At 48.1% G+C, this 21,704-nt stretch carries 24 protein-coding genes and 1 other RNA gene; 19 read left to right on the forward strand and 6 right to left on the reverse strand.

Annotated features, from left to right (window positions below; translation table 11 throughout):
- Positions 1 to 99: 99 nt before the first annotated feature.
- Positions 100 to 1,767 (reverse strand): energy-dependent translational throttle protein EttA, encoded by a 1,668-nt coding sequence (gene ettA / locus ACQ661_RS06825; protein ID WP_153826708.1) that lies wholly within the window; start codon positions 1,765 to 1,767, stop codon positions 100 to 102.
- Between the two features lie 148 nt (positions 1,768 to 1,915).
- On the opposite strand from ettA, the gene glyA reads away from it, so the two are divergent.
- The 4 genes from glyA (at position 1,916) to ribBA (ending at position 5,953) form a co-directional block, all read left to right on the forward strand.
- Positions 1,916 to 3,172 (forward strand): serine hydroxymethyltransferase, encoded by a 1,257-nt coding sequence (gene glyA, locus ACQ661_RS06830; protein WP_110074737.1) that lies wholly within the window; start codon positions 1,916 to 1,918, stop codon positions 3,170 to 3,172.
- A 60-nt stretch (positions 3,173 to 3,232) separates the two neighbouring features.
- On the forward strand, positions 3,233 to 3,682 hold the full coding sequence (gene nrdR, locus ACQ661_RS06835) for a transcriptional regulator NrdR (protein ID WP_110074736.1): 450 nt from the start codon (positions 3,233 to 3,235) through the stop codon (positions 3,680 to 3,682).
- Positions 3,675 to 4,808: a bifunctional diaminohydroxyphosphoribosylaminopyrimidine deaminase/5-amino-6-(5-phosphoribosylamino)uracil reductase RibD gene (gene ribD / locus ACQ661_RS06840; RefSeq protein WP_153826707.1), complete on the forward strand. Its 1,134-nt coding sequence runs from the start codon at positions 3,675 to 3,677 to the stop codon at positions 4,806 to 4,808. The genes nrdR and ribD overlap by 8 nt, the downstream gene beginning before the upstream one ends.
- Before the next feature lie 71 nt (positions 4,809 to 4,879).
- Positions 4,880 to 5,953: a bifunctional 3,4-dihydroxy-2-butanone-4-phosphate synthase/GTP cyclohydrolase II gene (gene ribBA, locus ACQ661_RS06845; RefSeq protein WP_418055301.1), complete on the forward strand. Its 1,074-nt coding sequence runs from the start codon at positions 4,880 to 4,882 to the stop codon at positions 5,951 to 5,953.
- Here the strand turns inward: ribBA and ACQ661_RS06850 are convergent.
- Genes ACQ661_RS06850 through ACQ661_RS06865 form a run of 4 tightly spaced genes read right to left on the reverse strand, consistent with a single transcriptional unit; the run spans position 5,925 to position 9,958 of the window.
- Positions 5,925 to 6,839, reverse strand: a complete 915-nt coding sequence (locus ACQ661_RS06850) for a ketopantoate reductase family protein (protein WP_431667998.1) — start codon at positions 6,837 to 6,839, stop codon at positions 5,925 to 5,927. The two genes, ribBA and ACQ661_RS06850, sit on opposite strands and share 29 nt — an antisense overlap.
- A gap of 1 nt (position 6,840) precedes the next feature.
- Positions 6,841 to 8,166, reverse strand: a complete 1,326-nt coding sequence (locus ACQ661_RS06855; RefSeq protein WP_110074732.1) for an AmpG family muropeptide MFS transporter — start codon at positions 8,164 to 8,166, stop codon at positions 6,841 to 6,843.
- Positions 8,166 to 8,768 (reverse strand): peptidylprolyl isomerase, encoded by a 603-nt coding sequence (locus tag ACQ661_RS06860; protein WP_110074731.1) that lies wholly within the window; start codon positions 8,766 to 8,768, stop codon positions 8,166 to 8,168. The genes ACQ661_RS06855 and ACQ661_RS06860 overlap by 1 nt, the downstream gene beginning before the upstream one ends.
- Positions 8,769 to 8,770: 2 nt before the next feature.
- Positions 8,771 to 9,958, reverse strand: coding sequence for a methyltransferase (locus ACQ661_RS06865; protein ID WP_431667999.1), 1,188 nt, complete (start codon positions 9,956 to 9,958; stop codon positions 8,771 to 8,773).
- 86 nt (positions 9,959 to 10,044) lie between these two features.
- Here ACQ661_RS06865 and ACQ661_RS06870 point away from each other — a divergent pair, with 86 nt between their 5' ends.
- The 4 genes from ACQ661_RS06870 (at position 10,045) to ACQ661_RS06885 (ending at position 13,269) form a co-directional block, all read left to right on the forward strand.
- Positions 10,045 to 11,136 carry a ketoacyl-ACP synthase III gene (locus ACQ661_RS06870; protein ID WP_313932680.1) on the forward strand — a complete coding sequence of 364 codons (1,092 nt, stop codon included), beginning with the start codon at positions 10,045 to 10,047 and terminating at the stop codon, positions 11,134 to 11,136.
- The gene (locus ACQ661_RS06875) at positions 11,129 to 11,887 is read left to right on the forward strand and encodes an enoyl-CoA hydratase (RefSeq protein WP_431668000.1); all 759 of its coding nucleotides are present in this window, start codon (positions 11,129 to 11,131) and stop codon (positions 11,885 to 11,887) included. The genes ACQ661_RS06870 and ACQ661_RS06875 overlap by 8 nt, the downstream gene beginning before the upstream one ends.
- A gap of 88 nt (positions 11,888 to 11,975) precedes the next feature.
- Positions 11,976 to 12,073: signal recognition particle sRNA small type (ffs, locus tag ACQ661_RS06880), an RNA gene on the forward strand.
- A gap of 92 nt (positions 12,074 to 12,165) precedes the next feature.
- Positions 12,166 to 13,269: a tryptophan 2,3-dioxygenase family protein gene (locus ACQ661_RS06885; protein ID WP_431668076.1), complete on the forward strand. Its 1,104-nt coding sequence runs from the start codon at positions 12,166 to 12,168 to the stop codon at positions 13,267 to 13,269.
- On the opposite strand, the gene priC is transcribed toward ACQ661_RS06885, so the two are convergent.
- Positions 13,239 to 13,559 (reverse strand): primosomal replication protein PriC, encoded by a 321-nt coding sequence (gene priC / locus ACQ661_RS06890; protein ID WP_431668001.1) that lies wholly within the window; start codon positions 13,557 to 13,559, stop codon positions 13,239 to 13,241. The genes ACQ661_RS06885 and priC overlap by 31 nt on opposite strands.
- Positions 13,560 to 13,920: 361 nt before the next feature.
- Between priC and ACQ661_RS06895 the strand changes: the two genes are divergently transcribed.
- The 11 genes from ACQ661_RS06895 to ACQ661_RS06945 all read left to right on the forward strand — a co-directional run bounded on the left by ACQ661_RS06895 (position 13,921) and on the right by ACQ661_RS06945 (position 21,692).
- Complete coding sequence (locus tag ACQ661_RS06895) at positions 13,921 to 14,703, forward strand: DUF3450 domain-containing protein (protein WP_110074726.1); 783 nt, start codon at positions 13,921 to 13,923, stop codon at positions 14,701 to 14,703.
- A complete protein-coding gene (locus ACQ661_RS06900; RefSeq protein WP_110074725.1) occupies positions 14,700 to 16,061 on the forward strand; it encodes a MotA/TolQ/ExbB proton channel family protein in 1,362 nt (453 codons plus the stop codon). The genes ACQ661_RS06895 and ACQ661_RS06900 overlap by 4 nt, the downstream gene beginning before the upstream one ends.
- A gap of 4 nt (positions 16,062 to 16,065) precedes the next feature.
- A complete protein-coding gene (locus ACQ661_RS06905; protein ID WP_110074724.1) occupies positions 16,066 to 16,590 on the forward strand; it encodes a MotA/TolQ/ExbB proton channel family protein in 525 nt (174 codons plus the stop codon).
- Positions 16,591 to 16,602: 12 nt separating this feature from the next.
- Positions 16,603 to 17,004, forward strand: a complete 402-nt coding sequence (locus ACQ661_RS06910) for an ExbD/TolR family protein (protein WP_092855554.1) — start codon at positions 16,603 to 16,605, stop codon at positions 17,002 to 17,004.
- A gap of 2 nt (positions 17,005 to 17,006) precedes the next feature.
- Positions 17,007 to 17,621, forward strand: a complete 615-nt coding sequence (locus ACQ661_RS06915; RefSeq protein ID WP_431668002.1) for an energy transducer TonB — start codon at positions 17,007 to 17,009, stop codon at positions 17,619 to 17,621.
- A gap of 2 nt (positions 17,622 to 17,623) precedes the next feature.
- Positions 17,624 to 18,919 carry a hypothetical protein gene (locus tag ACQ661_RS06920; RefSeq protein ID WP_258306500.1) on the forward strand — a complete coding sequence of 432 codons (1,296 nt, stop codon included), beginning with the start codon at positions 17,624 to 17,626 and terminating at the stop codon, positions 18,917 to 18,919.
- A gap of 157 nt (positions 18,920 to 19,076) precedes the next feature.
- On the forward strand, positions 19,077 to 19,475 hold the full coding sequence (locus ACQ661_RS06925; RefSeq protein ID WP_313932677.1) for an HvfA family oxazolone/thioamide-modified RiPP metallophore: 399 nt from the start codon (positions 19,077 to 19,079) through the stop codon (positions 19,473 to 19,475).
- Positions 19,442 to 20,308: an HvfB family MNIO-type RiPP peptide maturase gene (locus ACQ661_RS06930; RefSeq protein WP_431668003.1), complete on the forward strand. Its 867-nt coding sequence runs from the start codon at positions 19,442 to 19,444 to the stop codon at positions 20,306 to 20,308. The genes ACQ661_RS06925 and ACQ661_RS06930 overlap by 34 nt, the downstream gene beginning before the upstream one ends.
- Complete coding sequence (locus ACQ661_RS06935; protein ID WP_431668004.1) at positions 20,298 to 21,101, forward strand: HvfC family RiPP maturation protein; 804 nt, start codon at positions 20,298 to 20,300, stop codon at positions 21,099 to 21,101. The genes ACQ661_RS06930 and ACQ661_RS06935 overlap by 11 nt, the downstream gene beginning before the upstream one ends.
- A gap of 45 nt (positions 21,102 to 21,146) precedes the next feature.
- Positions 21,147 to 21,272: a hypothetical protein gene (locus tag ACQ661_RS06940; protein ID WP_257119975.1), complete on the forward strand. Its 126-nt coding sequence runs from the start codon at positions 21,147 to 21,149 to the stop codon at positions 21,270 to 21,272.
- A 24-nt stretch (positions 21,273 to 21,296) separates the two neighbouring features.
- The gene (locus tag ACQ661_RS06945; RefSeq protein WP_431668005.1) at positions 21,297 to 21,692 is read left to right on the forward strand and encodes a response regulator; all 396 of its coding nucleotides are present in this window, start codon (positions 21,297 to 21,299) and stop codon (positions 21,690 to 21,692) included.
- Positions 21,693 to 21,704 lie beyond the last annotated feature (12 nt).

The following is a 21,704-nucleotide window of genomic DNA, read 5'->3' on the forward strand; positions in this document are numbered from 1 at the left end:
GGCTTACCCGTTTTAGTGATGGCTAGAAGCTTCTGAAAAAAACGCCCGCCAGTGTCATTCTGGCAGGCGTTGTGTTGGTTGAAGCTAACCTGATATAACTTACACCCCAATCGGCTTATAACGAGTACGATGCGGCTCCATAGCATGCTCACCATGGGTCTTTTTCATATACTCTTCGTAATCAGAATAGTTCCCTTCGTAGAAGTTCACCACGCCCTCATCACGATAATCAAGAATGTGGGTAGCTACCCGGTCTAAGAACCAACGGTCGTGCGAGATCACCATAGCTGAGCCAGGAAACTCTAATAAGGCTTCTTCTAGCGCACGTAGGGTTTCAACATCAAGGTCATTGGTCGGTTCGTCCAAGAGTAACAGGTTACCACCAGCTTTTAATAGCTTGGCTAAATGCACCCGATTACGTTCACCCCCTGATAACTCACCAATGTGTTTTTGTTGGTCGTTACCACGGAAGTTAAAGCGACCCACATAGGCGCGGCTATTAATTTCAAAATTACCGATGCGGAGAATATCTTGGCCATCGGAGATTTCTTTCCACACGGTATTTTTGTCATTCATGTCATCACGGAACTGATCGACACTGGCCAACTGCACGGTGTCACCTAATTCAAGGGTACCAGAATCGGGTTGCTCTTTACCGGTGATCATGCGGAATAGCGTTGATTTACCGGCACCGTTCGGACCTATGATGCCAACAATAGCCCCTTTAGGAACGCTAAAGCTTAAGTCATTGATCAGTACCCGACCATCGTAGGCCTTATGCAAGTGCTGAACTTCAAGTACCTTATCGCCCAAGCGTGGGCCTGGTGGAATAAATAGCTCGTTGGTTTCGTTGCGTTTTTGGTAATCACCGCTTTGCAGTTCTTCAAACCGAGCCATCCGCGCCTTGCTTTTTGCTTGACGCCCTTTAGGGTTTTGCCGCACCCACTCAAGTTCTTGTTTAATACTGCGTTGCCGAGCTTTTTCTTGTTTCTCTTCTTGCTCAAGACGTTGTTCTTTTTGTTCTAGCCAAGACGAGTAGTTGCCTTCCCAAGGGATGCCATAGCCACGGTCAAGCTCTAAAATCCAGCCCGCCACGTTATCTAAGAAATAACGGTCGTGGGTAATGGCAACCACGGTACCTTCGTAGTCGTGTAAGAAACGTTCTAACCAAGCGACCGATTCAGCATCCAAGTGGTTAGTTGGCTCATCTAATAGCAACATATCAGGTTTGCTCAGTAGCAAACGGCAAATGGCTACGCGGCGACGTTCACCACCCGATAATACTTTGATTTTGGTATCCCACGGCGGTAAGCGAAGCGAGTCAGCTGCACGCTCTAGCATATTGTCTAAGTTGTGACCGTCTTTAGCTTGCAGGATAGCCTCTAGCTGGCCTTGTTTTTTCGCTAAAGCATCAAAGTCAGCATCTTCTTCAGCGTAGGCTGCATAAACCTGATCGAGCTCAGCTAGCGCATTTTTCACGTCAGCCACGGCTTCTTCTACGGTTTCACGGACAGTTTTGTCTTCGTCTAATTGTGGTTCTTGTGGCAAATAGCCAATTTCAATACCAGCGAGCGGTCGGGCTTCGCCTTCAATTTCTTTATCGATACCTGCCATGATGCGTAACAGGGTGGATTTACCAGCGCCGTTTAAACCTAATACCCCAATCTTTGCGCCAGGAAAGAAAGATAACGAAATGTCTTTTAAAATCGTCTTTTTCGGCGGGACGACTTTACTGACCCGCGACATCGAATAGATATATTGTGCCATAACTGCCCATGTTCCTTGTGAGGGTGAAATCTTAATGGACTATTTTAACCCTTAAGTTGGCGCTAACCCAAGTATATTGGTAAACTAGCGCACAGATATTTCCAATAACCCGCTGTCACTCCGGCAGCTGCTGCAGTTAGGAGCCCTGATGTTAAAACATGAGATGAACATTGCTAGCTATGATGCTGAGTTGTGGCAAGCGATGACCGATGAAGTACAACGTCAAGAAGAGCATATCGAACTTATTGCGTCAGAAAATTACACCAGCCCACGCGTGTTACAAGCGCAAGGTTCGCAGTTAACCAATAAGTACGCAGAAGGCTATCCGCACAAACGTTACTACGGTGGTTGTGAATTTGTTGATGTGGTTGAAGATTTAGCCATTGAGCGAGCCAAGCAGTTGTTTGGCGCTTGCTATGCGAACGTGCAACCGCATGCTGGTTCACAGGCTAACTCAGCAGTGTTTTTAGCGCTCTTAAACGCTGGTGATACGGTATTGGGTATGAGCTTGGCCCATGGCGGCCACCTAACCCATGGTTCCCATGTGAACTTCTCTGGCAAACTCTACCATGCGGTGCAGTATGGTTTAGATGAAAGTACTGGCGAAATTAACTATGCCGAAGTGCGTGAGCTAGCCTTGCAGCACCAGCCTAAAATGATCGTGGCTGGTTTTTCTGCTTATTCAGGTATTGTCGATTGGGCTAAGTTCCGCGAAATTGCGGACGAAGTAGGCGCTTATTTGCTAGTGGATATGGCGCATGTGGCTGGGTTAGTGGCAGCAGGTCTCTATCCGAACCCGGTACCTTTTGCTGATGTAGTCACCACCACCACCCACAAAACCTTAGCTGGCCCGCGTAGTGGTTTGATTTTATCAGGTAAAGATGACCCTGAATTGCACAAAAAACTTAACGGTGGTGTGTTCCCAGGTAGCCAAGGTGGCCCTCTAATGCATGTGATTGCTGCTAAGGCAGTAGCGTTCAAAGAGGCGATGGAGCCAGAGTTTAAAGCGTACCAGCAGCAGGTGTTAACCAACGCCAATGCAATGGTGAAAGTGATGCAAGAACGCGGTTACAAGATTGTCTCTGGTGGCACCCAAAACCATTTGTTCTTAGTTGATTTAATTGATAAAGATATCACGGGTAAAGACGCTGATGCAGCTTTAGGTCGGGCCTATATTACGGTAAATAAAAACTCCGTACCCAACGACCCGCGTTCACCTTTTGTGACGTCAGGATTACGGCTAGGTACCCCAGCTATTACGCGTCGTGGCTTTAAGCAAGCAGAAGCTGAGCAAGTGGCACACTGGATTTGTGACGTGTTAGATAATATTAACGACGAAGCAGCCATCAGTGCCGTGCGTGACCAAGTAAAAGCCCTTTGTAAGCGCTTCCCGGTATACGGATAAGCAACTCTTTGGTCGAGAATTAGGGCGATGAGTTCATTAGGTTAGGCAAGGAAAGTTATTATGCATTGTCCTTTTTGTGGCACGCAAGATACCAAAGTCATCGATTCTCGGTTAGTTGCCGACGGCGCCTCAGTGCGGCGTCGGCGCGAATGCACCGAGTGTAAAGAGCGCTTTACGACGTTTGAGACGGCAGAGTTGATCATGCCTCGAGTTATAAAGTCCGATGGCACTCGCGAACCTTTTAACGAAGATAAATTGCGTAGTGGCTTATTACGCGCTTTAGAAAAACGTCCGGTTAGTCTCGAAGCCATTGAGCAAGCCATGCAGAATGTCAAATCGTCATTAAGGGCAACGGGCGAACGTGAAGTCACCAGCAAAATGATTGGTGGCTTAGTGATGGAAAACCTCAAAGCCTTGGATAAAGTCGCATACATCCGGTTTGCCTCGGTGTATCGCGCCTTTGATGATATTCGTGAATTTGGTGAAGAAATAGCTCGTCTCAATGACTAATACCCCAGTTAGGTGCCACCAATTCTATATGCAACGTGCCCTTGATTTAGCTGCGCAAGGGCGGTTTAGCGCTGCGCCAAATCCTATGGTGGGATGTGTGATTGTGCAGCACGGCCAGATCGTTGGCGAAGGCTGGCATCAACGAGCCGGTGAGCCTCATGCTGAAGTACATGCCTTAGCTGCCGCCGGCGCATCAGCCAAGCATGGCACTGCCTATGTGACGCTTGAACCATGTAGCCATTTCGGTCGTACTCCTCCATGCGCAGATGCACTCATCAAAGCCCAAGTGGCGCAAGTTGTGGTGGCGATGCAAGATCCGAATCCGCTGGTGAGTGGGCAAGGTATCGCACGTTTACGAGCAGCGGGTATTGAGGTGCTGGTTGGCGTGTTAGAAACCCAAGCGCGTGCCTTAAACTGCGGTTTTATCGCTCGGATGCAACGGCAACGGCCCTGGCTCAGACTGAAAATGGCAGCATCATTAGATGGCCAAACAGCCTTAGCAAATGGCGCCAGCCAATGGCTCACCAGCAGCGCAGCAAGAGCCGATGTGCATCGTTTTCGCGCCCAAAGTAGTGCCATTTTGAGTACTGCGACCACGGTGCTAGCTGACCAAGCCCGATTGACGGCGCGCGGCGAATGGGTACAACAACAGCCACTGCGCGTGATCATCGATAGTCAGGGAAAATTAAAGGGTGATGAGCCGCTCTTTACCGAAAGCACAGCAACCGCTGCGCCTATTTTATTGGTGCATAGTGCCGAACTGACGACGACCAGAACTTGGCCGGAGCAGGTAACAATTTTGCAGTTGCCAGTAACTAGCAGTGGCCAGATAGATTTAGCTGAGCTGTTACACCAGCTAGCCCAAACGTATCAGATTAATTCGGTTTGGACCGAATGTGGGGCGAACTTGGCCGGCGCATTGATTGCAGCCGGTTGGGTTGATGAACTTATTTTATATTTAGCCCCGAAATTATTAGGTGCAAGTGCGCAAGGTTTATTTGCTTTGCCGGTATGGCAGCAGCTCGCGCAAGCGCCCACCTTAACCTATCGAGATGTTCGCCAGGTGGGGGCCGATCTTCGTATTACCGCCACCATCAACGCGAACCAAGGAGACCTTTCATCGTGACCAGTTTGCCATCAACAACTAGCTCGTTACATAGTGCTGCCGATATTATTGCTGATATTAAGCAGGGTAAGATGGTTATTCTCATGGATGATGAAGACCGTGAAAACGAAGGGGATTTAATTCTGGCGGCAGAGTGTGTTACGCCAGCGGCAATCAATTTCATGGCACGTTACGGCAGGGGACTGATCTGCTTAACGCTGACCGAAGAACGCTGCGAGCAATTGCGTTTGCCGCTCATGGTGAATCAAAACAACGCCCCTTACGCCACTAATTTTACGGTCTCTATTGAAGCCGCAGAAGGGGTTACCACCGGGATTTCAGCGGCAGACCGAGCTCGTACGGTGCAAGCGGCGGTAGCAGCCGATGCTAAGCCAAGCGATTTGGTCATGCCAGGCCATATTTTCCCGTTGAAAGCCAAGCCAGGTGGGGTGCTGAATCGGGCTGGCCATACCGAAGCCGGCTGTGACTTAGCGAGATTGGCTGGGTTTGAGCCAGCGGCAGTGATCGTGGAAATCTTAAACGAAGATGGCAGCATGGCGCGGCGTCCTGACTTAGAAAAATTTGCCGCTGAGCATGATATCAAGATCGGTACTATTGCTGATCTCATTGAGTACCGCTCGTTAACCGAGAAAACCGTGCAGCGCCAGGCGCACTGTAAACTGCCCACCGCGTACGGTGAATTTGAGTTAATTGCGTATCAAGACACCATTGATAAACAAGCCCACTATGCCTTAGTTAAGGGTGACATTAATAGCTCTGAGCCGGTGAATGTACGAGTTCATTTGCAAGATACTTTTAATGACCTCTTTGCCACTGAGCGCGCTGCTAAGCGCAGCTGGCCGCTCGCTCATGCGATGGAATTTATTGGTGCCAACAGCGGTGTTCTAGTGGTTATTGGGCGGCATCAAGATAGTGCCGGCATGCTTGAGCAAATTGCTCATTTTGCGGCAGAAGATCGTGGCGAAAGAAAGCCAACGGCGGCCGCCTCTAATGCCTCTCGTAACGTCGGTATCGGATCACAAATCTTGGCTGATTTAGGCGTCCATCAAATGCGGTTGATGAGCTCTCCCAAGCGTTATTCAGCGCTGTCAGGGTTTGGCCTAGAAGTGGTTGATTTTATTGAAGACCCAAATAACCCTGCGTAATCTCTGTAAGTTGCTGCCACAGCTGGGTATTGGCTGGGGCAGCAAGACCTAACTGAGCACTTTGCTGAGCTACAAATCCATTCAAATAATCAATTTCAGTTGGTCGCTGTTGGCGCACATCACTGAGCATCGACGAGCGATTTGCCGCTGTTTTTTGCATCACTTGGCGCGCCTGTGCGAGTAGTTGCGGAGCATCGAGAGACACTTGTTCATGCTTAGCTAAGGCAACGATCTCAGTCGCCAGTTGCATTTGCAATTGCTGTACGGGTAGCTGTAAAAGATCGCCGTTCGGACAGTCGTAAATCACTGTCAACGCATTAATTAAACAGTTGGTGGCGAGCTTGTGCCAACGCACTAATTTAATCTCGTCACTCCAGGCTAATGGCGGCAAAGCAGCCGCTAATTGTTGTTGTATTTGCGGCACTAGCCAAGGGCTGGGGGGATTATTAGCCGTAGCCGCCTGCGGAACGCTGTAGCCCAGCCAGCTTTGCCCCACACCAGCGTGAACTAATAATGGCCCTTGCCGATAGGCGCCGTGAGTGGTGCTCCAAAAGAGACTATGCGCCGGTAACAACTGCTGTTCATGAGTGAGCATACCGTTATAACTTAAAATCAACGGGCAGCGCTCTAGCAATTGCGCTTGGGCTAACTGTACGAGTAGAGGCTGCACTTGATAGGCTTTTACTGCTGCAAAAATGCAGGTTCCAGGCTCAAGTTGCTCGAATGAAGTGGTCATTAACTGATAGTGCTGGTTTGAAAAACTCAGTTGCAGATGCCCAACAGCGGGTTGCTGGCGTGGGCACAGGCTCACTTGTAGCCCTTGTTGCTGGAGTTTGATGGCCACCAAACTACCCAGGGCACCGTTACCAACGACGGCCCAACGCATGTTAATTGGAATCCTGCTGGTAAGCTGCTTCTAAACGCAGTAATGGCTTACGGAGTGCTAATAGAATCAATAGGCTAGGAACCACCATCAAGGCGGTGAGCACAAAAAATAGCTGCCAATCTCCGTCAAGAGCATTTACCACGAAGCCACTGTAAGATGAGAGTAAGGTACGGCCAAGGTTACCCAGCGAGGCAAGCAGGGCGTATTGGGTAGCGGTGAAGGCGCGATTGCACAACAAGCTAATAAAGGCAACAAAGGCGACCGTAGACCAAGCTCCGGTAAAGCCATCGATGATTACCGCAGCTAACAGTAGGTTGGTATTAGGCCCCACCCCGGCTATCCATGCAAAGAGCAGATTAGAAGCGGCCATGGCTAAACCACCAATAAGGAGGCCGCGCACTATGCCAAGGCGTAAATTAACTAAGCTCCCCAAAATTGCGAAAACGATGGTGACCCACCAAGTGACTAATTTTGAGTAAATGGCAATGTCATCGTTGGTGAAACCGATTTCTTTATAGAACACAATCGACATTCGGCCTAAAAAGGCCTCGCCAATCTTAAACAAAAAGATAAAAGCCAACATGCTCAGGGCTAATCGCCAGCCGCTGCGTTTAAAAAATTCTGCAATGGGTGCAACCAGAGTATGGTGAAACCAACTTTGGCCAGCCTTTAATTGGGTGGTGACCGCTGAGTAGCGAGTGGAGTTTGGCGCCAGAATAACCCAAAAGATTTGCGCCACCACCACGAGGGTAAGCAGGCTGTAGGCTTGTTGCCAGTTCCAATGGGTGCCATCCACCAGAAAAAACGGAATGGCGCCAAGGCCGCTGTAACCAGTCCACCAACCAGCTGTCGCCATGGCGGCTCCAGCGGATTGGAGGCGCGCTTCGTGGGCACCGAAGCTTTCAATGCGGTAGGCATCAATAGCAATATCTTGGGTTGCTGATAAAAACGCGATAACCACAGCTAACAGTGCGATCCACCAAGTTTGTACAGTAACATCTAGCCAGCCCAAACCTGCGGTTGCTGCCAAAATACCCAGTAAACAGACCAGCAGCCAACTACGACGTTGTCCCAAGTGGCGGGCGAGCCAGGGTAGGCGTACTCGATCGATGAGAGGCGACCAAAGTGCATTGATGGAGTAAGCAATAAAGACAATACCAAATAAGCCGATATTGGCTCGATTTACTCCGGCTTCTTGCAGCCAAGCGGAGAGCATGGAGCCGATCAGCACCCACGGAAAACCACTGATCATGCCAAAACCAAAAATCACCCAGATCCTTGGCTCTCGGTAAACGGCGAAATCTTTATACCAAGGGGTAGCTGACATTAGAGCGCCGGCAGCACATCAATACGAATCAGCATGGGCGGCTCAAGCGGCACATCACCCCAACCGGTAGGCTCATGAAACACATGGGTCTCAGTTGCTGCTAGCTGCTCTAGCACCTCTTCACCTTCAACAACCCAGCCAAACACTGCGTAGCCCCAACGGCTGCTGCTCGGGTCCAGTTTCGTATTGTCGGCGACGTTAAAATAAAACTGGCGGGTTGCTGAGTGCGGGTCGCTCACTCGGGCCATGGCGATGGTGCCATAACTGTTGCTCAGCCCATTACCAGATTCATTGACAATAGCAGGGCGCTCTACTTTGGCTTTAAAGTCAGCATCGTAGCCACCACCTTGCACCACAAAACCGGGCACAATGCGGTGAAAAATTGTGTTGTTGTAACTCCCAATTTCAACGTACTCAAGAAAGTTTTTGACGGTGAGCGGGGCTTTAGCACGGTTTAATTCAACCACGATATCACCGGCACTGGTGACCATCTTCACTCGCGGAAACTGGTTGTTCGGTTGAATTTCTGCTGCTGCGGGCGCAAGCAAGGCGGTCAGCAGGAACGTACCTAAAATAAAATGAGAATAAAGCTGTTTCAGCATGATTAACCTCGAGCTCTCCAAATCACAAATTTGGCATTTTGTGCGTGTTGATCTACCTGTTTAAACAAACGCTTAAGGCTAGCATAATAAGGTAAGTGACGATTGGCGACCAGCCATAATTCACCGTTGGGTTGCAGTACACGCTTAGCATCACGGAACATCTGTCGGGCGATATGTTCGGTGACAGCATGTTCTTGATGGAATGGAGGATTACATAGAATCAAGTCAGCACTCGCACTTGGCTGTTGACTCAAACAATCGTCCACCCGAGTTTGATAAGCTTCAGAGTGAGGCAAATTCAAGTCGATATTGGTGCGGCAAGAAGCCATAGCCAAATAGGATTCATCGACCCAAGTCACTTGGCTGTGAGGCGATTGCTGTGCATAAACAATCCCCAGAATGCCATTACCGCAACCTAAATCGATAACCCGATTGGCGCCCGCAGCGGGCATGTGTTGCAGCATAAACCGAGCGCCAATATCAAGTGCATTACGGGCAAACACCCCTGCATGATGGCGCATTTCTAGGCCGTATTCAGGCAGTTGCCATGCATCAATAAAGTCGGCAGGTTCAGCGTCTGCAACCGCTTTCAGCTGCGCCTCTAAGGTGCGAGACTTTTTACTGGCAAGGGATACCGAGACATTATCGCAGTAACGTTCAAACAGTTGCCGCACGCTAGGAGTAAATAACTTACTTTTCGCCGCTGCTACTATGGGGGTGCCTGGTTTCAGTGTGGTAGCTAGCGTTGCTAATTGAAACTCCAGTAAGCTGATACTTTTCGGTATTTTCAAAAGCACAAGATCAATACTAGGTGGCAAGCTTTGCAGCGGCTGCAAGAGGTTTAAAGCCGATAGTTGCAGGTTCAGCTGATTTAGTTTGCTATTGTGTTGAAAGCCACGCTGGCTTACGTAAGAGTCGGTTAAGCTATGAACGACCGGTGGCGGAGTGAGTAACTCAGAGTGGCAAGCCATCAGTAGTGCACCAAAACTATCATTAATTAATAGCGGTGCCTGCCATTGCGGACGCTGCGTCGCTAGCCAACTATGTATAAGTTCATCAGCCGCATCCCAAGCCTGCAAAGGATCTTGCTTGCGCGCCGGAAAGCGTTGTAGGTGCCAACTACCAAGTTCGGTAGTGAAAGTGGTAGCAGCGCTAGGCGTGCCCGTACGTATTGATTGACGTGAGTTCATAAGCTGATTAAATGGTCGGACATTTCTCTTGTTAACAATCGTGCTATGATAGCGAAAAACGACAGGTGACTATAGGTTTATATAACGTGAAAATATACGCAGAAATTACCGGCTGGGGCAAATGCTTGCCGCCAGCTATTATGACCAACGACGATTTAGCTACTTTTTTAGATACCTCGGATGAGTGGATTCGCACCCGTACGGGTATTGAAGAACGTCGGGTAAGCTACGTCGGCACCTCCAAATTAGCCACAGTAGCGGCGCGCAATGCCCTGGCCGCAGCTGGCCTTGATGCCAATGATCTTGATTTAATCATTGTTGGTACCTGTACCCCAGACGAAATTATTCCCAATGTCGCCTCAGCCGTGCAGCGTGATTTGGGTGCCAAATATGCTGCGGCATTTGATCTTAATGCTGCCTGTAGCAGTTTTTTATATGGGATGCATTATGCAACGCAAGCGATTCGTACCGGCGCCCATAAAAAAGTACTGATCATTGGAGCTGAGCGCTTAACCCGCATTTTGGATTGGACCAAGCGTGAAAGCGCAGTGCTCTTTGGTGACGGCGCTGGTGCTATGGTGCTGGAAGCAACTACCGAAGAATGTGGCTTATTAGCCTCTCACGTCACTTGCGATGCTGATGCCCGCGATGTTCTGGCGTTAGAGTTTGGCATGAGTTTTGACCGCTTTGGCTTTGACGGCATCATGCCTTTTAACTTTGTTGGCCAAGAGATTTTCAAGCGGGCAGTGAAAGGCATGAACATGGCCGTTGAAAAGGTGTTTGCAGAAACCGGTTTGACGACCGATGACATAGACTCACTCATACCGCATCAGGCGAATAAGCGACTGATCGATTACTTGGCCAAGATGTGTCATGTGCCGGAAGAGAAAACCGTGATTAATATTCAAAAATACGGCAATACCTCTTCTGCTACCTTGCCTATCGCTTTTTGTGAAGCGGTTGAGCAGGGTATCGTTAAACCGGGTGATACTATTGTGTCAGCAGTTTTCGGTGGTGGCCTAACCTGTGGTGCCGGCATCATTAAATGGGGCCAACGAGTGACCCCAATTCGCGACAATAACGAAACGCTACCAAGTAATGGGCAAACCGCTTTAGATTTAATTTTGCCAGTGTACGAAGGCACGCGTAAAGCATGGGAAAAACGTGAACATGAGTAAGCACAGTTCAGGGTTTGTTAAACAAGAAGTAAAGCAAGGGGTGTTGTGGTTAACACTAACCCGAACCGATAAGAAGAATGCGTTAACGCAAACCATGTATCTTGAACTTAGCAAAGCGTTACAAGATGCTGATCGTGATAGCAGCATTTCAGCTGTGATCTTAACCGGTTCGGGCGACAGTTTTACTGCGGGCAATGACTTGCATGACTTCTTATCGATTGAAGATTTGGATGATAGCGCACCACCGTTTGAGTTTTTATACACCTTAAGTCGGCTTAGCGTGCCTTTGGTAGCCGGGGTTAATGGTTTATCCATTGGTATCGGAACCACCATTTTGCTGCATTGTGATTTGGTGTATGCCAGCGCTACCGCTACCTTTGCCCTACCTTTTATTAATTTAGGCTTGGTACCAGAGGCAGCATCGAGTTTGTTACTGCCTAAGTTAGTTGGGCACTTGCGTGCGTCTGAATTACTGTTATTAGGCGATAGCTTTGATGCTAGTGCGGCACTAGCTTATGGGCTGGTCAATAAAGTCGTAGCGCCAGAGCAACTAGCGGCCGAACTGGAGCAGGTTGCTGCAGCTTTGGCGAGTAAGCCTCGGGCTGGCTTACGCGCTGCCAAAAGATTGATCAAAGAACAGGATGAACCGGTAGCTGATAGAATTGAGCGCGAAGCCCATATCTTTATCAAAGCACTGAGTTCTGAAACAGCTCGTAAAGCCATTGCTGAGCGCTTACAGCGCAAAAAATAGTAAGGTTGCTGTAATAATAGGCAGTTGACACGGCAAGCCTTGCTACTCAACTGCCTTTGCGTAATAATGCGCGACGTTATGGTGGCCTCATTGGTCCCCCCGCAACACGAACTGGCGAACCCGGTCAGGCCCGGAAGGGAGCAGCCGTAGTTAGGGATGTGTGTGCCGGGGTGCTGGCTGGTGAGGCCGCCACCCAATAACAACAAAATCCTACTTGAGTTTCCCGCACGAAGAATTCACTATCTTAATTCACTTACAGTTAATGAATTGAGATGACCATGCCTAAAAATATCGAACCGGTTTATTACGGCGAGTATTTACAGCTCGATAAACTCCTAGATGCGCAAGCTCCGCATAGCCGCAAATACGGTGCAGAAGCACACGACGAAACCCTCTTTATTATTGTGCACCAAGTTTATGAGCTTTGGTTTAAACAAGTTCTGCACGAGTTGCGCTCTATTCATCAAGCTTTGCAAGCCGACCAATTAGATGACCGCACGCTCTATACGTTAGCCCACCGACTGAAACGTGTGCTGGCCATTCAAGACTTAATGAATGATCAGGTGGGGATTATCGAGACCATGACTCCGCAAGAGTTTTTGGCGTTTCGGGATTATTTGGTGCCAGCTTCTGGGTTCCAAAGTATTCAGTTCAAAGAACTGGAAATTCTGCTCGGGTTAACGCGCGGCCATCGTATCGCTTTTGATCAGCAATCCTTTTATAACCGCCTGAATGACACTGACCGTGCTTATCTTGAAGCGTTAGAACAGCAACCTAGTCTATTTGACCGAGTGGATGCTTGGTTGGCACGTATGCCTTTTTTAGAGTTTAACGACTTTAGTTTTTGGCAAACTTACCAACAAGCTGTGACTACTGCATTAGATCATGATGAAAAAATTATTCGTGAAACCGCGGCGACACCCGAGCAGTTGGCGACGGAACTGGCGTCATTACAGTCAAATCGGGATAATTTTGCCGCTCTTTTTGATAACAATCGTTATATTGAGTTGCAAAAAAATGGCCAGGTACGTCTATCGCAGCAGGCCATGTTAAGCGCTTTATTTATTACTCAGTACCGCGAAGAGCCAGCTTTTCACTTAGCACATCAGGTGATTACCGGATTAGCAGAAATGGACGAGAAGCTGACTATTTGGCGCTATAAGCACGCGATGATGGTGCAGCGTATGTTGGGGACTAAAATTGGTACCGGTGGTTCTTCTGGGCATGATTATCTGCGCCGCACCACGGAACAAAATCGGGTGTTCAAAGATTTCTTTGCGATGGCGACTTATTTGCTTCCTAAAGCCGCCTTGCCAGAGTTGCCAGCGCACGTGCAACAAGCGCTTGGCTTTTATTTCCGCTCAAACCATGCAACCGCTTGATGTAATGCTTGCAGTTGGTCGGCTATGCGCGCACTGAGCCACTCGGTGCGCTGTGGTTGGCGCTGTTGCACTAAGGCACGCAAATGCAGCCGTACTTCCGCCAAGTAGTCGGCGGGGCAGGTAGCATCGGCCCGAAACAATTGGGCGTCAAACCAATCGACGAATTGTTCTTCATCAATTTGCAAACGATCAATGCGTAATGCTAAAGCTGCTAATTGTTGCTCTACTTGGGATTGCAAATGAGCTAACTGATGCTTTAGTGTATGTACTGAGGATGCTGATGAGGCCATGCTCATTCCTTGCGCTGGTGGTTACTACCTAGATTGAGGTACTGTACTCCATCTGCAAGCCAAACCAAACCCTAAAATAGGGTAGTTTGGCGAGCCAGTGGAAGGCATTTACTAAAGTGCTTCATAGGCATCTGTTAAGATGCTGTAAACGTCATTATATAAGGTTTTGCTGTAAGCTATAACTGATATCGGTAGTTGACAGGATTACTTGTATCGTGGGAGTATTGAGTCATTATTACCTTAGTACTCCTAATGGTAATAGCTGCAAGTGTTGATTAAACTCTTTTCGTCACTCAAATAACTAGGAGGCTAACAGCATAAGGCTGTTACGCTTAAAGTTAAGTCAAATTGGTTGGGAACTATGACCAAAGTAATCAATAAAAGCAAAGTTGCTGCTGCCGTTATCGGTATGTTTGCAATTGCAGGTAGCGCGACAGTAGCTGCCCAAGACGTTTCTACGTTGCAAAACGAAGAAGCTAAAATCCACGCCGCAGATCAACGCTCTCAGCAAAAGATCAATTCTTTGTTTGAGCAAAGCCAAGATATGCTGTACGAATATCGCGGAATTGTAGACGAATATGAGAACTTAAAAGTCTACAACGACCACGTGCAACGTTTGGTTGATGACCAAAACGCATCACTGGCTTCTCTACAGCGCCAGATCGATGGCATCGAAGCAACGAAGCAAGGCGTTGTTCCTTTGATGTACAAAATGATCGACGCTTTGGAGCAGTTTGTGGAGCTGGACATTCCAATTCACAAAGAGCGCCGTTTGGCTCGAGTTGAACGTTTACGTGAAATCATGGGTGCATCTAACGTTGCTACCTCTGAGCAATTCCGTCAAATCACTGAAGCCTATCAAGCAGAAATGGACTACGGTTCAGGTCTGATTGCATACGAAGGCAAGTTGCAGTTCGAAGGTGAAGAAATCTCTGTAGACTTCTTCCACTTAGGCCGTGCAGCATTAATGGCACAATCGTTAGATTTGAAAAACGGTTGGATTTATAACGTCGAATCTGGCGCATGGGAAAAGCTTGATGATGCTTACTTAAGCTCATTAACCAAAGCTATTCGTATGGCGCGTAAGCAAACCGCCCCAGATCTGATCAAACTGCCAATTTATGCAGCGGAGCGTGCAGAATGAACAAACTAGTGAAATCTTTGCTGGTCGCAGCAGCATTCTCATTAACGGCTGGCGCAACTTCTGCTTATGCGCAAGAGCAAGCACAATCTCTTGAGCAGTTGCTTGAGCTGGTAAAACAAAACCGAGCTGCTTCACAGCAGATCAATAAAGAGCGTGAAGCTGAATTCACTGACGCTCGTGCTGATAAGCAAGCTTTATTAAACCGTGCGAAGAAACAATTAGCTGACGAGAAAGCTCGTGGCGAAAGTTTACAAACACAATTTGCTGAAAACGAAATTTCATTAGCTAACAAAGAGCAAGAGCTACAAAACGCCCTTGGTACTTTGGGTGAAATCGTGGGTGTTGCCCGTGGTGCAGCTAGTGAAACTATCGGTCGTATCGCCACTTCAATCGTAAGTGCACAGTATCCTGGTCGTGAAGACGTTCTAGAGTCTGTAGCTGAAGCGAAAGAAGTACCTACCATTGCTGAATTAGAAGAGCTTTGGTTGGCATGGTTAACCGAGATGCAACAGTCAGGTAAAGTTGTAACCTTCAACGCAGACGTTACTTTGCTTGATGGTTCTTCAGAAAACCGTGACGTTACTCGGATTGGTGTATTCAACCTGATCTCTAACGGTGAATACTTCAACTACAACGACTCAGCTGAAGAAATTCAACCCTTAGGTCGTCAGCCTGAAGGCTTCGTGTTATCTGCTGTTAGCGCATTTGAAAGTGCAACTACTGGCTACGAAGGTTTATACATTGACCCAGCTCGTGGTCAAATCTTGAACCTAGCTACCCAGAAAGCAACTCTTGAAGAGCGTTATCACCAAGGTGGCACCGTAGGTTACGTTATTACTGTAGCGTTAATCGTGGGCTTCTTGATTGCTATCTATAAGTTTGTAACCTTAGGCTTAGAAAGCGCGAAGATGCGTTCACAGTTGAAAAACACTGAGAATCCATCAAGCAAAAACGCCTTGGGCCGTATCTTGAAGGTTTATCAAGAGAACAAACACGCTGACACCGAAAACCTAGAATTGAAACTTGATGAAGCTATTCTGCGCGAGACTCCGAGCATTGAGAGCGGCGTTAACATCATCAAGATTTTGGCTGCGATTGCACCATTGCTAGGTCTATTAGGTACAGTTGTTGGTATGATCGGTACGTTCCAATCAATCACCTTGTTTGGTACCGGTGATCCGAAAATCATGGCAGGTGACATCTCAATGGCGTTGGTTACCACCGCATTGGGTCTGATTGCAGCATTGCCACTGATTCTTGTACATGCCATTGTGGCAGCGCGTGCTAAGTCTATTGTTCACGTATTAGACGAGCAAGCTGCAGGTATCGTCGCCGCTCACGCGGAGAAGAAGGAGTAATCCTATGGTATACCTGATGGAACTCTGGGAATCTATCAGGGATTTTCTGGGTACCGGTGGCGACGTCCTGTACGTCGTCATGGGAGCGCTCTTTCTCATGTGGGTACTCATGATAGAGCGCTACTGGTTCCTGACCGGTGTGTTTCCTAAAATCAAACAAGAAATTGTTGATAAATGGAACGCCCGAGAAGATACCACCTCGTGGTACGCTCATAAAATCCGTGAAGCATGGATTTCTGAAGCCGACGAAAAGCTAAACGCGCGCATTTTGTTGATTAAAACCTGCGTAGCGATTTGTCCGTTGATCGGACTACTAGGCACCGTAACCGGGATGATTGCAGTCTTTGAAATCATGGCGGTACAAGGTACTGGTAACCCACGTCTGATGGCGTCGGGTATTTCGATGGCTACCATCCCAACTATGGCGGGAATGGTTGCTGCATTGTCTGGTATGTTCTTCGCATCACGCTTAGAAGCGCGGGTACGTCGGGCCAAAGACAAGCTAATCGACAGTTTGCCACATCATTAAGAGAGAAGAATTATGGCACGTAAACGTTTTCGTGAAGAGGAAGATGCAGCGATCGATATGACGCCGATGCTAGACATCGTATTCATCATGTTGATCTTCTTCATCGTAACCACCTCTTTCGTTAAAGAAGCTGGTATTGACGTGAACAAGCCAGAAGCAAGTCAAGCAGAGAAAAAACCTTCTGCTAACATCTTTATCGCTATTCGTGCGAACGGCGAAGTATGGATGGACAAGCGTATGGTTGATGTTGAGCGTGTAGGCGCAAACATCGAGCGTCTTTTGGCCGAACAGCCAACTGATATCGTAGTGATTCAGGCGGACAAAGAAGCCAAACATGGCGTTGTCGTTAAGGTCATGGATCAAATCAAGGAAGCGGGTATTGACAAGATATCCATAGCCGCAGAGGACGATTAATTATGGTGCGCTTCATAGTATCAATACTATTAGGTGCTGCAGCTACGTTCCTTCTGTTCGCTTTCATGGCTTTTTTGATTAGCGGCGGTGAGGGACGTAACGAAGGTCCACCACCGACTGCACCGATTGAAATTGTGACGAATCCACCGGATTCGGATGTGGATCAGCGTCGTCGTACGCCTCCACCACCGCCTCCGCCGCCACAACAGCCGCCTGAGACGCCGCCTAACGAACCTGATACTTCAGATTCAGAAGGCTTAAATTTAGACTTAGGTTTTGATGTTGATGTTGGTGGTACGGATTCAGGTTTTGATGCCAGTGGTGCGATGATTCGCGATGGTGAAGCAACGCCGATTGTGCGAATCAACCCACGTTATCCGCCAGCGGCGCAACGTGATGGCATTGAAGGTTACGTAGTGCTTCGTTTCACTATCGATGAAACCGGTGGTGTGACTGATGTGGAGGTTATTGATTCGAACCCGCGTCGGGTATTCGATCAAGAAGCTCGCCGAGCACTATTACGCTGGAAGTACAAGCCGAAGGTAGTTGATGGTAAAGCTGTGCGTCAGCCTGGCCAAACTGTACAACTAGACTTCAATATGGGTGAGGAGGGATAACGATGATGCACAAGAAGCTCGTAGCCTTAGCTAGCGCTGGTGTATTGTTTGCGGCTTTAGCGGTAACCCCAGTTACTGCTTCAGCGCAAGACGTTAACTACAACTTGCCTACCGCTGAAGAAATTCAGAAACGCAAAGACTCGCGTCGTAACGAAGCGATTTCAGAGCGTATCGGTCGTCGCGTCATGGCGGCGGTTGAGTTGTACGAAGCAGGCGATGCCAATGGTGCGATTGCAGAACTTAAAGATTTATCGATTCGTTCTGATCTTGATCAAGCCTTTGTAAATCGCTTGTTAGGTAGCTTGTATGCGGGTAACGACCAGTTAGACGAAGCTCTGCCTTTGGTGAAAGCCGCGGCCGATGCTGATATCTTAGGCTGGAACGACCAAGCCACTGCATTAAAGCTAACAGCTGACTTGAGCCTGCAATTAGAGCAATACAACCAAGCGATTCAGTATTATGGCAAATGGTTGCAATTCTCTGGCGAAGCAGACCCGGATGTATTTTTACGTATTGCTAACGCTTACTACGAGATGAAGCAATTCGACAAAATCATTCAACCAGCTGATTTAGCTATTCGTAACTACGAAGAGCCTAATAAGAACCCTTATGTTCTTAAAGTAGCTTCTTATTACGAACGCAAAATGTACAGCGATGCAGTTAAAGTACTAGAAGCCGGTTTGAAAGTTATTCCTGACGAGAAAAACTGGTGGAATCAGTTAGGTATGATGTACTTGCTGGAAGAGAGAATCGACAAAGCTCTGCAAACTCTTGAGGTTGCATACTTAGCCGGTTATTTCGACAAAGAAAGCCAGTACAAAGCCTTGATTCAACTGTACGGTAACAACGAGATTCCATATAAAGCAGCAAGCTTAATGGAAAAACACCTAAACAATGGTGATCTCGAGCCGACTGCACGTTTGTGGCAAAATGCTGCGCAAAACTATGACCAAGCGCGTGAATATAAGCGTGCTGCGGCCCTATACGGTAAAGCGGCAGAGTTAGAAGAAACTAACGCTGACAAAGCAACCCAATATCGTCGCCAAGGTACTTCATATTTGCGTGCAGAAATGTACACTCAAGCAGCTGCTGCCTACAGTAAAGCATTAGACTTAGGCATTGAAGAACGCGGTGCTGTGTATATGTCATTAACTGAAGCTTATTTTTATCAGAATAAGTTCAGCCAAGCTTTGGCATCAGTTAAAGAAGCACAGAAGTTTGAAAACGAACGTCGCTCAGCACGTAGCTGGGAACAATACATTCGTTCTAAAGCCAGTAACCGTGGCGTTAAGCTGTAAGGCTTAAGCTTTCAGGTTCGTTAGATAATGAAAACCCCGCCTGGTGCGGGGTTTTTTTTGCTATGGCAATCTATTTCGAACTTTAACTCGCTATGCTAGTCTATACTCAGTAACAAGATTTTTTTTCAATCGTCATTAATCACTTGGAGTTATCCTTATGAAAGCACTACAAACGTCAGTTACTTTAGCTGTAGGAGCCTTGTTAGCAAGTGCTGCTGCACCCGCGGCGCAAGCTAATCCGTTTGGTTTTAGTGAATTGCCTAGTGGCTACCAGCAAGCAGCTCAGCAACAGCAAGAAATGCGTGGCGGTGGTAAAGACAAGGCTAATAAAAAAGCCGACAAAGAAATGAAATGCGGCGAAGGTAAATGTGGTGAAGCCGATCAAGAAAAGCGTGCTAAACATCAAGCTGAAGGTAAATGTGGTGAGGGCAAATGTGGCGAAGCCATGAGTGAGAAAATGCGCGAAAAAATGCGCGAAAAAATGGATGCCAAAAAGAAAGGTAAAACTGAGCAAGAAATGAAATGCGGCGAAGGCAAGTGCGGCGAGCAACGCTAACGCCTAACCCCATACCCTCCTTAGGATTAGGCTTACGGCGGGAATTTTTAGACCAGGTTTTGACGGAGCTACCCGCCGTGGCTCAATGGGAAATTGCACCAGAGAACTGGATGGGGCGCGGTAATTTGGCTGAATACCAGTTAGATTATCTGCGCGACCATTATCCCATCAGCAGCCATGGGTTATCGCTATCCATTGGCAGCCAAGATCCTTTAGATGAGACTTTTTTGCTGCGCCTCAAGGCGTTCTTAGATAGGTTTAGTATCAACCGCTACAGTGAACACCTGAGTTACTGCTCGGTCGGTGGCCATTTGTATGATCTGTTGCCGATCCCCTTTACCGAAGCCGCTGCCGAACACGTGATTGCGCGGGTGCGGCGGGTACAAGAAATTATTGAGCGACCGTTGGTACTCGAGAATATTTCGTATTACGCGAGTGCTGCTACGGAACTGGATGAATTGAGTTTTATTAAGCGCATTTTGCAAGGCGCAGATTGTGAGCTCTTGCTTGATGTTAACAACGTTTACGTTAATAGCATCAATCATGGTTACGATGCGCGCCAATTTATTCGTGGATTACCAAGCTCGCGCATTACCTATGGCCATATTGCCGGGCATCATGAAGAAGCTCCCGATTTACTCATAGATACCCACGGTGCTGCGGTAAAACCAGCAGTGGTGGAGTTATTGCAGTTAGCTCAGCAGGTTCATGGGCCGTTTGCGGTGGTACTAGAACGAGATTTCAATATTCCTCCCTTGGGAGAGCTTCTTAACGAGCTGTATGAGCTTGATCAACAGCTGCAACCCCTCGGTGAGGCGCTGCATGGCAACTAACAAACCGAGTCCTGATTGGCGTGAGCTGCAGCAACAGTGGGCGGCCGCTATTCGTGCTCCTAACCAAGGTAACCTTCCAGGCGTTGAACCTCGGCGTTTAGCTGTGTATCAGCGCTTGGTTTTTAATAACATAGATAGCTTTATCAGCCGTGGCTTCCCGGTATTGCGACAGTTGCACAATGAGCAGCAATGGCAACAGCTGATCTATCAGTTTATGCAGCAACACGCCGCGCAGTCGCCGCTGTTTGCCGATATCGGGCGTGAGTTTGTGGCGTTTGCGCAGCAAACGTTACCCGCGGTGTGGGCCCAGTTAGCGCAGTATGAGCGGATGGAAGTAGACGCTTTGTACGCCCAGGTGGATTATGAGGCGTTGCACCTTATTAACGCCCCGGCCGAACCTGCACCGAGCGCAAATGAGTTACTCGATAGAGTGCAATTCCGGGTGAATCCAAGTGTCCAATTGGGCGTGTTCCAGTACCCTGTGCAACAAGTGAGTGCGGCTAATCCACAACCGCCTGCCGCAGCTGAACCTGTGTGCTTGGTGGTTTATCGTGAGTTGACCTCGCAGCCTCATTGGCAGCAACACGAAGCTGTCAAATTTATGCAACTAACGCCGCTTACAATGGTGTTGTTGGAGACTCTCCAGCAGGCTAACGGCAGCACTTTGCGTGCTGCTTTGGCTAGCCTCCAGCCCTACGCCGTCGGCTATCAACCAGAGCAACTAGCGCAAGCCTTAGTGACAGTGGTTGAGGGGTTAATGCAGCGTTGTGTGTTGTTCCTCGCGCCCGAATGAAGTATGATCCGCCCCGCAAAATTTTAGTCAGTGAGGATGTATTTTATGGCACATAATGAAGATTTCCGAGACGAATCGGGCGTAAAAATGGGCTGGCTTGCGGTAATTACGTTTGTTGCCGTACCGGCTTTACCTGCGGTATTGGCGTGGTATAAATTTTTTGCAGCATAAGCTGTGACGATTGAAAGGCACGTTATGTCTCTTAAACTTTTGTTGGTTGAGGATAAACCAGCAACCCAGGCTCAGTTGCTACAGATTCTTGTACAGAGCCAATTCTCGGTGAGTTGCGCCAATGATGGCCTTGATGGGCTTAACCGAGTAAAGAATAAGCACTTTGACGTGATTTTAGTTGACCATAAAATGCCCCTCATGGATGGCATGGCGTTGATTAAAAATATTCGTCAACTTCCTGCCTATAAGCAAACCCCGGTGATCTTGATGACCACGCAAGATTTGAATCAGGTAGCCGGATTAGCTGAAAAAGCTGGGGCTAATTTGTGCTTGGCTAAACCGATCGCGGCTGACCGTTTATTGGGTTTATTGCAAGATTTAGCCAGTACCATCCACAACCCGAAACAGCTTACCGTATAAATTATCGCCTGC

This window comes from Pseudidiomarina sp. WS423 (assembly GCF_050750165.1).
In the GTDB taxonomy this organism is placed as follows: domain Bacteria; phylum Pseudomonadota; class Gammaproteobacteria; order Enterobacterales; family Alteromonadaceae; genus Pseudidiomarina; species Pseudidiomarina fusca.

Excerpts from the sequence above, each read along its gene's own strand:
- ettA (WP_153826708.1), bottom strand. The coding sequence starts at position 1,767 with ATGGCACAATATATCTATTCGATGTCGCGGGTCAGTAAAGTCGTCCCG.
- glyA (WP_110074737.1), top strand. The coding sequence starts at position 1,916 with ATGTTAAAACATGAGATGAACATTGCTAGCTATGATGCTGAGTTGTGG.
- nrdR (WP_110074736.1), top strand. The coding sequence starts at position 3,233 with ATGCATTGTCCTTTTTGTGGCACGCAAGATACCAAAGTCATCGATTCT.
- ribD (WP_153826707.1), top strand. The coding sequence starts at position 3,675 with ATGACTAATACCCCAGTTAGGTGCCACCAATTCTATATGCAACGTGCC.
- ribBA (WP_418055301.1), top strand. The coding sequence starts at position 4,880 with ATGGTTATTCTCATGGATGATGAAGACCGTGAAAACGAAGGGGATTTA.
- ACQ661_RS06850 (WP_431667998.1), bottom strand. The coding sequence starts at position 6,839 with ATGCGTTGGGCCGTCGTTGGTAACGGTGCCCTGGGTAGTTTGGTGGCC.
- ACQ661_RS06855 (WP_110074732.1), bottom strand. The coding sequence starts at position 8,166 with ATGTCAGCTACCCCTTGGTATAAAGATTTCGCCGTTTACCGAGAGCCA.
- ACQ661_RS06860 (WP_110074731.1), bottom strand. The coding sequence starts at position 8,768 with ATGCTGAAACAGCTTTATTCTCATTTTATTTTAGGTACGTTCCTGCTG.
- ACQ661_RS06865 (WP_431667999.1), bottom strand. The coding sequence starts at position 9,958 with ATGAACTCACGTCAATCAATACGTACGGGCACGCCTAGCGCTGCTACC.
- ACQ661_RS06875 (WP_431668000.1), top strand. The coding sequence starts at position 11,129 with ATGAGTAAGCACAGTTCAGGGTTTGTTAAACAAGAAGTAAAGCAAGGG.
- ACQ661_RS06885 (WP_431668076.1), top strand. The coding sequence starts at position 12,166 with ATGCCTAAAAATATCGAACCGGTTTATTACGGCGAGTATTTACAGCTC.
- priC (WP_431668001.1), bottom strand. The coding sequence starts at position 13,559 with ATGGCCTCATCAGCATCCTCAGTACATACACTAAAGCATCAGTTAGCT.
- ACQ661_RS06895 (WP_110074726.1), top strand. The coding sequence starts at position 13,921 with ATGACCAAAGTAATCAATAAAAGCAAAGTTGCTGCTGCCGTTATCGGT.
- ACQ661_RS06900 (WP_110074725.1), top strand. The coding sequence starts at position 14,700 with ATGAACAAACTAGTGAAATCTTTGCTGGTCGCAGCAGCATTCTCATTA.
- ACQ661_RS06905 (WP_110074724.1), top strand. The coding sequence starts at position 16,066 with ATGGTATACCTGATGGAACTCTGGGAATCTATCAGGGATTTTCTGGGT.
- ACQ661_RS06910 (WP_092855554.1), top strand. The coding sequence starts at position 16,603 with ATGGCACGTAAACGTTTTCGTGAAGAGGAAGATGCAGCGATCGATATG.
- ACQ661_RS06915 (WP_431668002.1), top strand. The coding sequence starts at position 17,007 with ATGGTGCGCTTCATAGTATCAATACTATTAGGTGCTGCAGCTACGTTC.
- ACQ661_RS06920 (WP_258306500.1), top strand. The coding sequence starts at position 17,624 with ATGATGCACAAGAAGCTCGTAGCCTTAGCTAGCGCTGGTGTATTGTTT.
- ACQ661_RS06925 (WP_313932677.1), top strand. The coding sequence starts at position 19,077 with ATGAAAGCACTACAAACGTCAGTTACTTTAGCTGTAGGAGCCTTGTTA.
- ACQ661_RS06930 (WP_431668003.1), top strand. The coding sequence starts at position 19,442 with ATGCGGCGAAGGCAAGTGCGGCGAGCAACGCTAACGCCTAACCCCATA.
- ACQ661_RS06935 (WP_431668004.1), top strand. The coding sequence starts at position 20,298 with ATGGCAACTAACAAACCGAGTCCTGATTGGCGTGAGCTGCAGCAACAG.
- ACQ661_RS06940 (WP_257119975.1), top strand. The coding sequence starts at position 21,147 with ATGGCACATAATGAAGATTTCCGAGACGAATCGGGCGTAAAAATGGGC.
- ACQ661_RS06945 (WP_431668005.1), top strand. The coding sequence starts at position 21,297 with ATGTCTCTTAAACTTTTGTTGGTTGAGGATAAACCAGCAACCCAGGCT.